At 69.7% G+C, this 14,770-nt stretch carries 13 protein-coding genes; 7 read left to right on the forward strand and 6 right to left on the reverse strand.

Annotated features, from left to right (window positions below; translation table 11 throughout):
* Positions 1-117 precede the first annotated feature (117 nt).
* The 4 genes from HUW62_RS01455 (at position 118) to HUW62_RS01470 (ending at position 3,135) form a co-directional block, all read left to right on the forward strand.
* Entirely contained in the window at positions 118-606 is a 489-nt protein-coding gene (locus HUW62_RS01455; protein WP_176433335.1) for a hypothetical protein, read from the forward strand.
* A gap of 122 nt (positions 607-728) precedes the next feature.
* The gene (locus HUW62_RS01460; RefSeq protein WP_176433336.1) at positions 729-1,454 is read left to right on the forward strand and encodes an SDR family NAD(P)-dependent oxidoreductase; all 726 of its coding nucleotides are present in this window, start codon (positions 729-731) and stop codon (positions 1,452-1,454) included.
* Positions 1,451-2,296 carry a dihydroneopterin aldolase gene (locus tag HUW62_RS01465; RefSeq protein WP_176433337.1) on the forward strand — a complete coding sequence of 282 codons (846 nt, stop codon included), beginning with the start codon at positions 1,451-1,453 and terminating at the stop codon, positions 2,294-2,296. Before HUW62_RS01460 ends, HUW62_RS01465 begins: the two co-directional genes overlap by 4 nt.
* Before the next feature lie 89 nt (positions 2,297-2,385).
* A complete protein-coding gene (locus HUW62_RS01470) occupies positions 2,386-3,135 on the forward strand; it encodes a queuosine precursor transporter (RefSeq protein WP_163864275.1) in 750 nt (249 codons plus the stop codon).
* A 6-nt stretch (positions 3,136-3,141) separates the two neighbouring features.
* Here HUW62_RS01470 and HUW62_RS01475 read toward each other — a convergent pair whose 3' ends face one another.
* The 6 genes from HUW62_RS01475 to HUW62_RS01500 form a co-directional block, all read right to left on the reverse strand.
* Entirely contained in the window at positions 3,142-4,455 is a 1,314-nt protein-coding gene (locus HUW62_RS01475; RefSeq protein ID WP_176433338.1) for a hypothetical protein, read from the reverse strand.
* Between the two features lie 95 nt (positions 4,456-4,550).
* Positions 4,551-5,339, reverse strand: coding sequence for an ATP-grasp domain-containing protein (locus HUW62_RS01480; RefSeq protein WP_176433339.1), 789 nt, complete (start codon positions 5,337-5,339; stop codon positions 4,551-4,553).
* A complete protein-coding gene (locus HUW62_RS01485; protein WP_176433340.1) occupies positions 5,336-6,247 on the reverse strand; it encodes an alpha/beta fold hydrolase in 912 nt (303 codons plus the stop codon). The genes HUW62_RS01480 and HUW62_RS01485 overlap by 4 nt, the downstream gene beginning before the upstream one ends.
* Positions 6,247-7,371: an alpha/beta fold hydrolase gene (locus HUW62_RS01490; protein WP_163864271.1), complete on the reverse strand. Its 1,125-nt coding sequence runs from the start codon at positions 7,369-7,371 to the stop codon at positions 6,247-6,249. Before HUW62_RS01490 ends, HUW62_RS01485 begins: the two co-directional genes overlap by 1 nt.
* Positions 7,372-7,373: 2 nt before the next feature.
* Entirely contained in the window at positions 7,374-7,802 is a 429-nt protein-coding gene (locus HUW62_RS01495; RefSeq protein WP_176433341.1) for a hypothetical protein, read from the reverse strand.
* Between the two features lie 120 nt (positions 7,803-7,922).
* A complete protein-coding gene (locus HUW62_RS01500; RefSeq protein WP_176433342.1) occupies positions 7,923-8,672 on the reverse strand; it encodes an SDR family NAD(P)-dependent oxidoreductase in 750 nt (249 codons plus the stop codon).
* 451 nt (positions 8,673-9,123) lie between these two features.
* Between HUW62_RS01500 and HUW62_RS01505 the strand changes: the two genes are divergently transcribed.
* Genes HUW62_RS01505 through HUW62_RS01515 form a run of 3 tightly spaced genes read left to right on the forward strand, consistent with a single transcriptional unit; the run spans position 9,124 to position 14,753 of the window.
* Entirely contained in the window at positions 9,124-10,809 is a 1,686-nt protein-coding gene (locus tag HUW62_RS01505) for a right-handed parallel beta-helix repeat-containing protein (RefSeq protein WP_176433343.1), read from the forward strand.
* Between the two features lie 55 nt (positions 10,810-10,864).
* Positions 10,865-12,844, forward strand: a complete 1,980-nt coding sequence (locus HUW62_RS01510) for a PAS domain S-box protein (RefSeq protein ID WP_163864267.1) — start codon at positions 10,865-10,867, stop codon at positions 12,842-12,844.
* A complete protein-coding gene (locus tag HUW62_RS01515; RefSeq protein WP_176433344.1) occupies positions 12,834-14,753 on the forward strand; it encodes an ATP-binding protein in 1,920 nt (639 codons plus the stop codon). The genes HUW62_RS01510 and HUW62_RS01515 overlap by 11 nt, the downstream gene beginning before the upstream one ends.
* The last annotated feature ends 17 nt before the right edge of the window (positions 14,754-14,770 follow it).

Below are 14,770 nucleotides of genomic sequence, written 5' to 3' on the forward strand. Positions count from 1 at the left end.
GGTTGGCGCCACGCCTACATCAGCACCGAAGGTCCGCGAGAACGGGGCGAGTGCCCGGCGGTGAATGTTCTGGAGGGTGCCCCGTCAGTAGTTGCAACACGACGGAGGACGGACACCATGGCTTTCAAGACTGCTCTCACCACCCTGGCTCTCGGCACCCTGTTTCTTGGTTCCTCGACGGCACTGGCGGCGGACGGCAGCGTTCGCGACTGGGCTTCTCAGCAGGCCCGCCGCGGCGATGACCGGAACCATGACCGGAACGACAACCGCGGCCCCCGCCCGGACCGCTACGAGGCGCACGTGCACAACCACGGCTGCCACCACGCTCCGGCGCCCCGTCCTCCGGCCCGCGCGCAGGGCCGCTACGAGATGCAGACGGTGAGCCGCTGGGTCGAGGGCCGCTACGAGAAGGTGTGGGTGCCCCAGGTGTGCCAGGAGCGTCGTGGTCGTCATCACCACGTCTCCCGCTGCTCGGGCGGCTTCTATGAGAACCGCTGGGTGGAAGGCCGCTACGAGCAGTCCACCGAGTGGGTCTGGGTGTCCTACGAGCGCAACAACGGCGGCTGGAGCTCCAACCGCGTGCACGCGGCCAGCTATCACCCGTAATTTTCGCTGAAGAGGATGGGGGTCGAGGGGCGGTGCCGGATACGGGGGTATCCGGCATCGCCCTTCGTGTTTCAGGTCCCCGGTGCCTTTCCGCGTGCGGCCTGTTAGTCAGTGCGCCGCACATGGGGACCGCCTTCATCACCGGAGCAGGAATCCGCGTCGGACGCGCGGTGGCGAAAGCCCTGGCGCGCGCCGGCTATGACCTGGCGCTGCATGCCCACCGCTCCCTCGACGCGCTGGCCTCGCTGGCGGACGAGCTTCGCGCCGAGGGCCACCGCGTCACCCTCCATGCCGCCGACCTGAGCCAGCCCGACGCCGTCGACGCCCTGGCCGCGAGCGTGCGCGAGGCCTGGCCCGCGCTGGACGTGGTGGTCCACAACGCGGGGCTCTACGAGCGGGTCGACTTCGCGGACATCTCGCGCGAGCAATACCGCACCATGCTCGCCGTCAACCTGGACGCGCCCTTCTTCCTCACCCAGGCGCTGTTGCCCGCGCTGCGCGCCGGCAAGGACCCGCTGGTGGTGCACGTGGGCGACATCGCGGGCGAGCGCCCGGAGAGCCACTTCTCGCACTACTCGGTGAGCAAGGCGGGGCTGTTGATGTTGACGCGCGCGCTGGCGGTGGAGCTGGCGCCGCACGTGCGCGTCAATGCCGTATCGCCCGGGGTGGCCGCGTTCCCGGAGAGCTTCGACGCCGCCGCGCGCGAGCAGGTGCTGCGACACATTCCCATGGGGCGCGAGGGCAGCGTGGAGGACGTGGCGCGCGCCATCGTCTTCCTCGCGCGCGAAGCCCCCTATGTCACCGGACAGGTCATCGCCGTCGATGGCGGCAGGAGCGCGAGACTATGAGCGCGGAGCTGGCTTTCCACCCGCCCGTCGTCAATGACAGCAAGGGCCGTCCGCTGGACGTCATCGAGCTGCGGGGGCTCACCGTGGACTGCATCGTGGGCGTGTACAACCGCGAGCGGGTCTCCGCGCAGCCGCTCCGGCTGGACGTGGCCCTCTTCCTGGACACGCGCAACGCGGCGACGGGCGGCAGGCTGGCGCACACGGTGAACTACGGGCGGCTGGCCGGAGAGCTGCGCTTCCTCTTGGAGGCGTGTCGCTTCGAGCTGCTGGAGTCCGCCGTCGAGGCCGTGAGTCGCTACCTCCTCGCCCCGCCCACCGTGGACGTGCCGCGCGCGCAGGTGCACGCGGCCACCGTGCGCGTCATCAAGCCCCAGGCGCTGGGGGGGCTCGCGGTGCCCTCGCTCCAGGTGCACCGCACGGCGGAGGAGATGGGCTACGCCTCGGAGGAGCGCTCCTTCGGTCGCATGGACATCATCCACGAGGGCGCGGGCTACGGCGTGTATCGGCTGCGCGTGAAGCCGGGAGGCACCGTTCCCGCCAGCTCGAACGCGAGCATGGAGGAGAGCGAGCTGGTGCTGGGGCCCGGTTTGATGGCGCAGGGCCATCCCGTAGAGCGGGGCATGGCGTTCCACTGGCCCCGGGGCTTTCCGCGTCGCTACGACAACCCCACCGAGCAGGAGCAGACGGTGCTGACGGTGTATCGGCCCCGCTTCATGGAGCCGGAGGCGAAGGCGGTGGAGCCGAGCGCCCCCGCGTCCGTGCTCCTGTCCATCACCGGCACGTCCTATTACCCCCATGACGAGCCCGCCGCGCCCGGCTTGTCCGCCGACAAGCAGCCCTGAGCCCCAGGCACACTCCCAGTAGGGGGGACTGTTTCCCGGGCCACGAGGCACGGTATGACGCGACCTCGGAGCCCAGGGGAAACGACGGCATGAACCTCGACAGACGGATGCAGCTCTTCGTGGTGCTGGCGGCGGTGTTCATCACGTCGCTGGTGGTGGGAGACCTCATCGGCGTGAAGCTGTTCGAGGTCAACCTGGGCTTCGTGGTGGCGGTCATGTCCATTGGCATGCTGCCGTTCCCGGTGACGTTCCTGCTCACCGACATCCTCAACGAGTTCTACGGCAAGAAGGCCGCCCGCTTCGTCACGTGGGTGGGCTTCGGCATGGCCATCTTCGCCTTCACGGTGATTGCGATCGCGGTGGAGGTGCCCTTCGCTCCGCTGACGCGCGCGCCGGACTTCACGGGGACGGTCGAGGGCTCGTTCAACAACGTCTTCAGTGGCTCGCAGCGCATCCTGATGGCGTCGATGATCGCCTATCTGGTGGGCCAGTTCTGCGACATCTCCATCTTCAACCTGCTCAAGCGCGTCACGAACAACAAGATGCTGTGGCTGCGCGCGACGGGCTCCACGCTGGTCTCCCAGCTCATCGACACCACGGTGGTGCAGTTCGTCGCGTGGACGGGCGTGCTGCCCACCGCGGTCATCTTCAACATCATCGCCACGTCGTACATCGTGAAGCTGCTCATCGCGGTGGGCCTGACGCCGTTCGTCTACCTGGGCCACACGCTGGTGGAGCGCAAGCTGGGCATCAAGCCCGTGGTGCTGGGCGCGGATGGTGAACCGCTCCCCGAGTCCCCGACGGGTGTCGCTGTTCCGGCCGAGTCGCGCGCCGCCTGAGCAGCGCTACGGCACCAGGCGTTGGAGGAAGACGTCCGCGTCGTCGGAGGTGAAGGGCTCCTCGCCGCCCAGCGCGCGAGTGCCGGAGAACACCCCCGTGCCCAGCAGGTCTCCGCCCGACAGGAAGGTGATGTCCCGCAGGCGGAGGCTCTCGTCGCAGGGTTGGGTGACGTAGGGCGTCTGCCACGACAGCTCACCCAGGGGTGACAGCCGCGCCAGCTCCGAGCCGCAGCCGTGCCTCCAGAGCACCGCCGCGCCGCCGCCCTCATCAGCCGCGAGGCGCGCTCCCTGGGGCTCGCCCGTGGTGGGAGTGGCCAGCGCGTGTCCCCACAGCGGTCGCCCCGCCGCATCGGCCGCGAGCACGAAGGTCGCACGCGAGCAGCTCTCCGTGGCACAGGTCGGCTTCAGTACGGTGCCTCCCCAGTGGAGCGTGCCCTGGAAGTCACCCGCGAGCCTCAGACCGCCATCGGCCGCGAAAATCACCTGGGTGAAGGACGGCGCGGAGGGCCCCACCTCCAGCTCCCAGTACACCTCGCCGACGGGAGACAGCCGGGCGATGAACCCGATGCTCTCCACGGGCGACAGCGGACGTTGTCCCGCCAGCACCGCGCCACCATCCGAGTCCAGCGCGACGGCGGACGCGGAGGCGAGCGCGGGCATCTCCTGGGACCAGCGCGCCGTGCCCCGGGTGTCGTAGCGCGTCACCAGTCGGCCGTGTGCCACCAGGACTTCGCCCTCGATGTCCGGAGTCAGCGCCTTCACCGTGCCCGTCGCGCGCGCCCACCGAGGCGTGCCATCCGAGGCCAGCTTCGCCACGAAGTGGCTGTCGGTGATGAGTGTCTCTCCGAGGCGCAGCCGGCCCTCCAGCTTGCCCGCGATGAACAGCTCGCCCTCGGAAGAGACGGCGAGGAGCTGCGCGTGGGCTTGGGCCGTTCCACTCTCGGAGGGCTCGGGCACGAAGCTCCGCGTCCACAGCACCTGTCCCGCACCATCATGGTGGGTGAGGGTGAGTGCGGTGCCGCTGGTGTCCGTCGAGGACGCATCGGGTGTACTCGTCGGCCGGGTGCTTCCGAGCAGCACGCTGCCGCCCAGGCCGTCCGAGGCCACGGCCACCGCGTCCTGAAGTCCCACGGTGCGCGAGTGAACAGTCCACCGCGCGTCCCCCGGCTCCAGCGTCGGAGGCGTGGGGGGGTGGGGCGTGGAGCCCGGGTCTTCTTCCTCGGGGAGAGGGGCCTCCGTGGACGCGCCGCTCCCGCCACAGCCGAGTGCTGTCCACACGCCCAGCACCAGCCCCGCAGCGCCTGACCGCCACCGTCCCATGTTCATTCTCCGCGAGTCCGCTCACCCTCCGGCCGGAGGCGAAGCTGGGGTGTGGTGCTCCCGGAGGCAAGGCCCGAGTCGAGGACTGAACGTTGTCAGGTGCTGGGTGGCCGTGGCTGGGAGAGCCCCGTCAGCTCACACCAGCGAGCGATGGTCAGCGCGGTGTAGGGCTCCGCCTCCAGTCCATACGCGCCCAGCGAGAAGCCGTCATTCCACTCCACCAGCGCTGTTTCACCGGTGGACAGCACGCCGAAGTCGACGGAGTAGCCGGCGGTCGCCTCACCGGAAGATTCCAGGAGACCGAGCGCTTCGTGTACTCGCGCCTCGTCGAGGGACACCGTCACGTCGCCCGCATAGTGACGCGTGCCCACGGGCCTGCCGTGCACGACGAAGACGCGGTACTCACTCAGCCACCGCACCACCTCCGAGCAGATGAGCGGCGTGCCTTGCGAGGCCCGCTCCAGGTAGAGGAGGTCGCTGGCGTTCTGGAAGACCCGGCCCGTGAAACGTTTTCTGCGCCCCTGGGGCTTGGCGAACACGGGCGGACTCGCGACGTCGAGCAGGTGCGCGTTGAGCTGCCGCACGGTGCTCGTCCAGAGCCGGCGGTGGAGGAAGGGCGTGAGGCTGGGCGGGTAGTCGTTCGTCGGAGGAGGCTCGATGCCGAGCTGCTTCAGCGCGCCCAGCACCGTGGGCACGTAGCCCGCGACCAGCGTGTCCGGCGTCAACGGGAGCTGGCGCCGCTCCATGCGCTTGGCGGTGAAGCACTCGGTGGGGATGCCCTTCGCATGCAGGCCCTGGAGCAACAGCCGCATCTCCGGCTCCATCCGCCCGTGCGCCTCCTCCTCGATGAAGGCCCGTGAGGGCCACCGCGCGTCCTGGCTCATGCGCTTTGCCGTGCGAGCGGGGCGAGGATGTCGCGCCAGTGCGAGTAGATGGAGAAGTGTCCGCCCCCGGGGAGGAAGTGGGGCACGGTGCGCGGGATTCGCGAGGCGAGATAGCGCCCCATCTGCGGCGGGACGATGCTGTCGCCGTCCCAGTACCAGAGGTCCATCTCGCCGCGAATCTCCTCCAGCGGGACGTCCCACGGTGACGCCAGGATGTGGGCCTCGCGGCGCATGCCCGCCACGCCTCGGCGCGTGGCCTCGCGGCGCCAGCCCTGCACCTGCGCGGCGATGAGCGGATCCGACAGCACGTGCCGGTCATCCTTCGATGCATGCGCCAGCACCGCCGCCAGCGCACGCTCCGGATTCGCGCGCACCTGTCGGTCATGCATCGCCAGCAGCGGATGCAGGAGCCACTCGGGCCACGCGGCCATCGCGTAGGCGTTGCGGTAGTCGCGATTGACGCCCTCCATGCCACCGGGCCGCTTCAACGGCGAGGCACCGGAGACGATGGCGGAGCGGAGGATTCGCTCGCCCAGTCGCCACACGGAGGCGGCGACATAGGGGCCGCCCGCGGACACGCCGAAGAGGGAGAAGCGGCCAATCTTGAGCGCGTTGGCGAGCTGCTCCAGGTCCTCCGGGAAGTCCAACAGCGTGCGGTCGGCCTGGTAGTCGGACAGCCCATAGCCGGGCCGGTCCGGGGTGATGAGGCGCACGCCGAGCCCATGCGTGAGCCGGTCATCCGGATGCCGCATGTAGCGCGAGCCCGGGTTGCCGTGGACGAAGAACACCGGGACTCCGTCCAGGTCTCCCGACTCCACATACGCGAGCCGTCGCCCGTCCTTCAACCGGAGCACACCCTCGCGGACCTGCACGCCCGTGCCCGAAGTGGATTCAGAAGCGGAGTGCATCACGGCTCCATCGCTCGCGAGCGCGCGGCAATCCACTCGGAGATGGAGGGCCAGACATGGGTGGGGGCCTTGCTGGAGGCGGACAGGCCGATGTGGCCCACCGGATAGCGCCGCGTCTCGGCGTCCTTCGTGCCCACCAGGTCGACGAGCGGCTCGCTCATGGCGGGGAAGGCGATGGTGTCGTGCTCGGCGATGACGTTGAGCACCGAGGCCTGGATGCGGCCCAGGTCCACGTTCTCTCCGCCGACCTTCATGCGGCCCTGGTGGAAGAGGTTCTGCTGGTAGCAGTCCTTGATGTACTGGCGATACACCTCGCCAGGGAAGGGCACGGGGTCGGAGCCCCAGCGCTCCATGGCGAGGAATGTGCTGACGAAGTCCGGGTCGTCGATGCGCCGGCACACCTCCAGCCAGCGCGTGAGCCGCTGCACCGGGGCCACCATGAGGAAGCCGCTCTCCAGCACGGGCGTGGGCACGTTGCCGTAGGCATCCACGAGCGAGTCCACGTCGAAGTGGTTGGCCGCGGTCCACAGCGTGTAGACACCGCCCTTGCTGAAGTCCACGGGCGTGGCCTGCGCGACGAGGTTGCGCACGCCCTCGGGATACAGCGACGTGTACGCGAGCGCGAGCGTGCCGCCCATGCAGTAGCCGTAGAGCGTGAGGTCCCGGCTCTTGCTGACCCGCAGCGTCCAGCGCACCGCCGTCTGGATGAGCCCGCCGAGCAGGTCCGACCAGGTGAGCCGCTCCTCCTCCTGGCCCGGCACGCCCCAGTCGATGGCGTACACGTCGAAGCCCTCTTGCGTGAGGTGCTCGATGAGGCTGCGGCCCGGCAGGAAGTCGAGGATGTACCAGCGATTGATGAGCGAGTAGACGAACAGGATGGGCGTGCGGTGGCGTCGACGGGGCGCGGCGTAGCGCAACAGCCGCATGCTGCCCCGCGTGTACACCACGGTGTGGGGCGTGGCGCTGATGGGCGGCTCACGCACTCCCGAAGCCCGCTCGATGAAGGGCTTGAGGTACGGGTAGGGATTGAAGGGGCGGGCCTTGAGCGCGTGCGCGACGGCGCGCGTGAGCTCGAACTGCCCGGTGACGAAGGAGCGGAGCCGCTGGGGCGTGGACGCGGTCATGTTCAGGCGCCGGACTTGTCGGTGGGAGGGGGCTCGGAAGCGTCGCGCTCGTCGGCGGCCTCCTGGCGATGGAGCAGGTCCACCACCACCTCGAGCTGGGAGCCGAGCGCCTCCACCTGGTCATTCACACGGCGGAGCTGGTCTCGGAGGTTCTCCACCTCGGACGTCGTGGGCAGGCGCAGCGTGTGGAGCGCGTTCTCCACGAAGCTGTTGCGGCGGATGCGCGCGTTGAGGCCCTGGCGCAGCACGGTGCCGCTGGCGCGCAGGTAGGTGGGGCTCTCGGAGACGCGCGTGAGGACGCGGGTGAGGCGCTGCTCGGCGCGGGTGAACACCTGGCCCGTGCGAGTCTCCGGGTGGGTGAGGTGGCCCAGGAGCTTCAGTCCCCGGGCGAGGAGTCCCCTGGGCGGAGGCGGGCGGTCCGAGTCGCTCATGTCTCCAACGTTAGCCCAGGCCGCCCCAGGGGCGCAGGGCCCCTTGTCCGAAAAGTGAATGGTGATTCATGTTTCGGGCAGACGGGGAAGCACCGCGTCATGGCGGGCCCACCGCGTGGCTCAGCCCTGCCGCTTCACTGGGAGCGGTCCGAAGGCCTGGGCCACCGGCATCAGCGACATGACGTTGATGTTCACGTGCGCCGGTCGCGACGCCACCCAGTGCACCGCGTCCGCGATGTCCTCGGGCGTCAGGGGCTGCGTGTTGGCGTAGGGGGCCGCGGCGCGAGCAGCATCCCCCTTGAACCGGATGCTGGAGAACTCCGTGCCGCCCACGAGTCCGGGCTCGATGTCCGTCACGCGCACCGCCGTGCCCAACAGGTCCGCGCGCAGGTTGAGGCTGAACTGCTGCACGAAGGCCTTCGTCGCGCCGTACACGTTGCCACCCGGATACGGATAGTCCGCCGCCACCGAGCCCATGTTGATGATGTGGCCCCGGTTGCGCGCCACCATGCCGGGCAGCACCGCGTGCGTGCAGTAGAGGACGCCCTTCACGTTCGTGTCGACCATCACCTCCCAGTCGTCGAGGTGCGCCGACTGCGCCGCTTCCAACCCCAGCGCCAGCCCCGCGTTGTTGACCAGCACGTCCACCTCGGCGAAGTCCGCCGGCAGCGCGTCGAGCACCTTCGCCATCGCCTCGCGCTCCGTCACGTCGAGCGTCACCGGCAGCAGCCGCTCACCCAGCTCCGCGCGCAGCTTCTCCAACAGCTCTGTCCTGCGCCCGGTGGCGATGACTCGCGCACCTTCGCGGATGAAGCGACGCGCGATGGCCAGGCCGAATCCAGCCGTGGCTCCCGTAACCAGCACGTTCATGGCGTTCCCTTTGAGTGCGATGCCCGCGCGCTAAATGGCACGGGGCCCGCGCCCGCGCACGGGGAAAGCCCTCCCTGCGAGGCGCCCTCCGCGCGGACCCGACAGTCCACCTCTCGTCGGAGACGCCTTCTCGACGCGCCCCCGACTGCACGCTCCTGCCCGGAGCGACCTTCTCTCCGAGTGAAGTCCGGCCTGTCTGAATCGGGAATGAAACCGCCTTCATCCGCACACCTGTACAGGCAACGGCGCGAATGCGTGGGTCCGCGTGCATCAGGCTGACTTCTTCGCGCTCAACGCAACCCCGCGAAATCCCATTTCCTGCTTCCTTGCCCTGCGGCCTGGCGAGTCTGGGTTGCCATTGAGCCGGGGAATGAACAGGCCGCGCGCCCCGATTGGCGGCCGTCCTCGCGAGCGCCCCACACGCCGCGACCCACACATGGAGTCTGACAGGATGCGCCAACGCTCACCGCTGCTGACGGCCTACTGCTCCGCTGCCCTGCTCGCCCTGCTTGCCTGCAACGGCAAGAGCGAGCTGACCCAGAACACGGGCTCGCGTCCGTCCCCCGATGAAGCGCCATCCACGGGCTCACCGTCGTCGCCCTCCCCCACGACACCGTCGACTCCCACGCCGGCGCCCACGGACCCCGACGACACCGAGCAGCCGTCGGAGCCCACGCCGACCCCGGTGCCCGACCCCGACCCCACGCCGACTCCGGAGCCTGAACCGGAGCCCGAACCCGAACCCGAGCCTGTTCCGGTGCCGCCGAAGCCGACCTACACGCGCATCCTCTGGGTGGCGCCGTCGGGCAGTGACGGCGCCTCCGGCACGGAGAGCGCGCCGCTGCGCACGGTGACTCGGGCGCTGACGCTCATCGCGCCGGGCGAGGCCATCTATCTGAAGACGGGCAACTACGCGGAGCGCCTCAAGCTGGAGGAGCGCGGCGGCACGGAGGCGAAGCCGCTCACGGTGAAGGCCGCGCCTGGCAGCTCGCCCGTGGTGAAGCCCAGCGGCGAGTCCGCGCTGGTGGACGTGCGCGGCGCCTACTGGAACGTCGAGGGAATCACGCTGGATGCCGCGGGCTCCGCCGCCTTCGCCGTGCTGTGGCGAGGCACCGGCGCGCACCATGGCGTGCTGCGCGACTGCGTGGCGAAGAACGGCACGGCGGGCGCGGGGCTCAACGTGTCGGAGAAGGCCCACGACATCCTCATCGAGGGCAACACGATTTCGAACTTCAACCGGGGCAGCAGCGACAGCCACGGCATCATCGTGCAGACCACGTCGAAGAACGTGGTGGTGCGCGGCAATGACATCCATCACAACTCCGGAGACGCGGTGCAGTGCATCGGCCCCGAGGCCGGCGCCACCGTGTCCGGTACGCCCTTCGACAACCTGCTCGTGGAGGACAACGAGCTGCATGAGAACCGGGAGAACGGCGTGGACGTGAAGACCTGCACCCACGTCACCCTGCGCGGCAACATCATCTGGGGCCACAAGGCCACGTCCTCCTCGCGGGGCGAGGGGGTCGTCGTGCACCTCTCCGCGGCGGACGTCACCCTGGAGGACAACGTCTTCTATGGGAACGGCCGGGCCATCAACATCGGCGGCAACCGGGTGAACGGTCCGCCCACCCGCATCGTCATCCGTCGCAACCTCATCCGGGATGGTCTGGGGGGTAGCGAGGATGGCGGTGGCATCCGCGTGGACACCTCCACGGACGTGAAGGTGCAGCACAACACGGTGTGGAACATGCCGGGGCCCTGCCTCACCTTCGGGCACGGCGACACGGGGCCGAGCGCGAGCCTGGACGTGCGCAACAACGTCTTCGCCGGCTGCGGCGTGTCGACTCGTGCTGGCACGGCGCGTTCCAGCACGGTGATGGATGGCAACCTCTTCTTCCGCGCCTCCGGCTCCGCCTCCTTCCTGTTGAATGGGGAGAGCGTGAACCTGACGGAGTGGCGCTCGCGCAGCGGGCTGGACAAACGCTCGCTGGAGAAGTCGCCCGGGTTCGTCAACATCGACACCGGGGACTTCCGGCTGGGGTCGGGCTCGGTGGGTCGCAACGCGGGCCTGGGGTTGGGTCTGACCTTCTGCGGCGTGGCCCCGGACCTGGGGGCATTCGAGTCGGACTGCCCCTGAGGCGTCGGGGCGTGTAGAGTGGGCTGGCTCCCCCCCTTTCGCCCCGACCCTCCACGTGCCGTCATCGCTGGAATTCGCTCTCGGCATCACCCTGGTGCCTCCGGCCTCGCCCGCCCGTGAGCTCCTCGCGGCGGCGGCCGCGCGCGCGGGCTTGCGCGTGGTGGATGGCGTGGAGGGCGCCGCGCTGGCGTTGGTGGACCTCACCTCGCCGGACAGCGGCCCCGCGCTTCGCACCCTGCTCGACTCGCCTCGCGCTTCGCACATCACGCTGGTGGCGCTGGTGGAGCCGACCGAGCAGGGCCTCTCCTCCGCGGAGCCGCTGCGCCCCGCGGACGTCCTCACCACCCCGGTGTCGCCGCACGAGCTGGTGTTCCGGCTCCACCGCGCCGCCGGGCGTCACCTGGAGCGCGAGGGCCAGGAGCGCGGTCAGGAAGACCTGGCGCTCCTGCTGGAGCTGACGGCGGACTACGCGGAGACCTCCGACGTGGAGGCGCTGCTCCACGGCGTCACGCGCCGGCTGGCGGAGAAGCTGGACATCGCGCGGGCCACGCTGGTGATGCTCGGTCGCAACGCGGACGAGGGCATCATCGTCGCGGCCAGCGATGACCCGACGCTCAAGGACCTGCGCATCGAGCTGTCGCGCTACCCGGAGATCCGCGAAGTGATGCGCACGGGTCGCCCGGTGGTGATGGAGGAGGCGCCCACGCATCCCCTGTTGGGTGACGTGGAGCGCAGGGCCGTGGCGGCGCGAGGCATCCACGCCATCGCCGCGCTGCCCCTGCCCATCCGAGGTCAGGTGCGCGGCGTGTTGCTGCTGCGCGCGGCGGGGCGGCGGCGCACGTTCACCTCGCGGGAAATCGACTTCCTCACCACGGTGGCGCATGCCACGGCGGTGGCGCTGCGCAACGCCTCGGTGCTCCAGTCGGTGCGGGGCCAGACGGAGGCGGAGAAGACGGCGCGCCTGGCGGCCGAGGAGCAGGCGGCCTCCTTCAAGCCCTACCAGCTCTTCTTCGCGCACGTCAGCGAGGGCGTGGCCATCCTCGACGACAAGGCGAGCGTCCTGTCGCTGAATCCTTCCGGCGCGGCGATGCTGGACCTGCCGGCGCCCGAGGCCCGGGGGCGGCATCTGCATCAGGTGACGCAGCCGGTGGATGACGGCGTGCTGATGGAGCTGGTGACGGCGGCCTCGCGGGGCGAGGCGCGCTCGGGCGTGGACGTGGAGGTCCGCACGGCGAAGGGCCGTCGGCTGACGTTGTCCATGTCCGCCGCGCCGCTGCGTGACGAGGACGCGGCCACCATCCTGTCCTTCCGGGACGTCACCGACGCGCGGCGGATGGAGGATGAGCTCCGCCAGACAAAGGACTTCCTGGAGCGGCTCATCGACTCGTCGGTGGACGCCATCATCGCCGCCGACCTGAAGGGGCGCATCATCCTCTTCAACAAGGGCGCGGAGGCACTGGTGGGCTACACCGCGCAGGAGGCGATGGCGGGCGTCACCGTGGAGCAGCTCTATCCCCAAGGCGTCGCGCGGCGAATCATGGCCACGCTCCGGGGGGCGGAGCACGGTGGCAAGGGACGCATGTCGCTCACGCGCGAGGAGTTGGTGAATCGCGCGGGGGAGCGGGTGCCGGTCAACATGACGGCATCGCTCGTGTACGAGGGCGGGCGCGAGGTCTTCAGCGTCGGCATCTTCACGGACATGCGCGACCGGATGAAGCTGGAGCGCAAGCTGTCGGACGCGGAGACTCGGCTGGAGGAGAGCGAGAAGAGCGCCGTCATCGTCGCGCTCGCCGGCACCGCGGCGCATGAGCTCAACCAGCCTCTCACGTCGGTGATGGGCTACGCGGAGCTGCTCAAGCGCAAGCTGAAGGAAGAAGACTTCGCCTGGAAGCCGGTGGACATCATCTACCGGGAGGCGGAGCGCATGGCGGAGATCGTCCGGAAGATTGGGAAGATCACCCGCTACGAGACGAAGTCGTACATGGGGGAGCAGCAGATTCTCGACCTGGACAAGGCGACCTCCCATGAAGACTGACACCCGCGTCGTGCGAATCCCCGGTGGCCCGGGGCCCGAGGCGTTCCAGGCCTTCTTCGAGGCGCTCGACACGCCCGCGGCCCTGTGTGACACGTCGCTGCGATTGGTGGCGGTCAACGAGGCCTTTCACCGCTTCTGCGCGGACCATCAGGCGACGATGGAGGATGTCGCGCACGCGCTGGCCGCCGCGCGGGTGCCCGTGGAGAGCTCCAGCTGCGACCTGGAGCTGCCGCTCGCGGGCAAGCCGGGCGCCGTGCTGACGATGTCGCGCCGGGGTGACGTGATAGCCGTGCGGGCACGGAACGACCCGGAGCTGGCACGCAGCCGGCTGATGATGGCGGAGCGGGCGCTGCTGGAGCAGGCGCGCACCGAGGGCGTGCTGCTCGACCTGGGCCGCAGCGTGGCGGAGGCGGGCGGCGAGGAGGAGCTGGTGGCGGCGGTGGCGCGCGGGGTGAAGGAGCTGTTCCCCGGGCGCTCGTTCTGCATCCGCATCACCGACTCGCGCACCGGCGGGCTGACGTCGCTCTACGCGGAAGGCCGGCTGAAGGAGGGCGCGCACGAGCCGCTGGTGCTGTTGCAGCGCGCGGTGGAGAAGCTGAACCTGGGACGCTCGGCGCTGCCGGCGGGTCGGGTGACGGTGCTGGGCGAGGTGCCGCTGCTGTTCCTGGGCAGCACGCACGGCGTGAGCGCGCCGCTGGTGGCGAGCGGGCAGCTCTTCGGCGCCATCAACATGGAGTATCCGGAGGGGCTGGACGCGGACGTGCAGCACGACGAGCGCGTGTTGCTCCAACTGGCGAGCCAGGTCGCGGTCGCGGTGAAGAACGCGAAGCTCATCGATGAGCTGACGTTCGTGCGCAAGTACCTGGAGGACCTGCTGGAGAAGGCGAACGCGCTCATCCTCGTCGCCAATCGGGACCAGCAGGTGGTGGTGTTCAACCAGGCGCTCAGCGCGCTGACGGGCTTCCGGAAGGAAGACGTGCTGGGCAAGGACCTCTTCTGGCTGGTGCCGGAGAGCGAGCACCTGCGGCTGTCCCAGGTCATCGCCGCCGCGATTCGCGGTGAGGCGGTGAACAGCTTCGAGACCCGACTGTTGTCGCGCGACGGCAACGAGGTGCGGGTGTCGTTCGCCACGTCCTCGATGCTGGCGCCCCATGGCGAGGTGGAGGGCGTCATCGCCATCGGCCAGGACATCACGGTAGTGAAGGAGCTGGAGAAGCGCATCATCCACGCGGAGAAGCTGGCGTCGATTGGCCAGCTCGCGGCCAGCGTGGTGCATGAAATCAACAACCCGATGACGGCGGTGGCCACGTACGCGGATGCGCTGCTCCAGCGCTCGCGGACGACGCCGGGCGCGAATCCCGCGGACCAGGAGAAGCTGCGGAAGATCCTGGAGAGCAGCCACCGAATCCTTCGCTTCACCCGGGATTTGGTGAGCTACGCGCGACCGGCGCAGGACAAGCCGGAGCGGGTGCAGCTCAACGCCGTGGTGGACATGGCGGTGGGCTTCTGTGAGCACGTCGTCTCGCAGGCGCGGGTCAGCGTGCACCGTGAGTATTCCGAGCTGCCGCCGCTGTCGGCCGTGCGCGCCAACCTGGTGCAGGTGTTCGTCAACCTCATCACCAACGCGTGCCACGCGATGCAGCCGGGCGGCTCGGTGTTCCTGGCGACGCGGCGCGAGGGGCAGGAGGCGGTGGTGTCGGTGCGGGACTCGGGGACGGGAATCGACCCCAAGCACCTCCAGCGCATCTTCGAGCCCTTCTTCACCACGAAGCCGGAGGGCAAGGGCACGGGCCTGGGGCTCTCCATCTGCCAGGGAATCGTGGAGAACCACGGCGGCCGGCTCACGGTGACGAGCACCGTGGGCGCGGGCACCACCTTCTCCGTGCGCCTGCCGCTGTCGTTGGACTGACAGCGGCGAGGCGTCAG

This window comes from Myxococcus sp. AM011, from assembly GCF_013372595.1.
GTDB classification, from domain to species: Bacteria; Myxococcota; Myxococcia; order Myxococcales; family Myxococcaceae; genus Myxococcus; species Myxococcus eversor.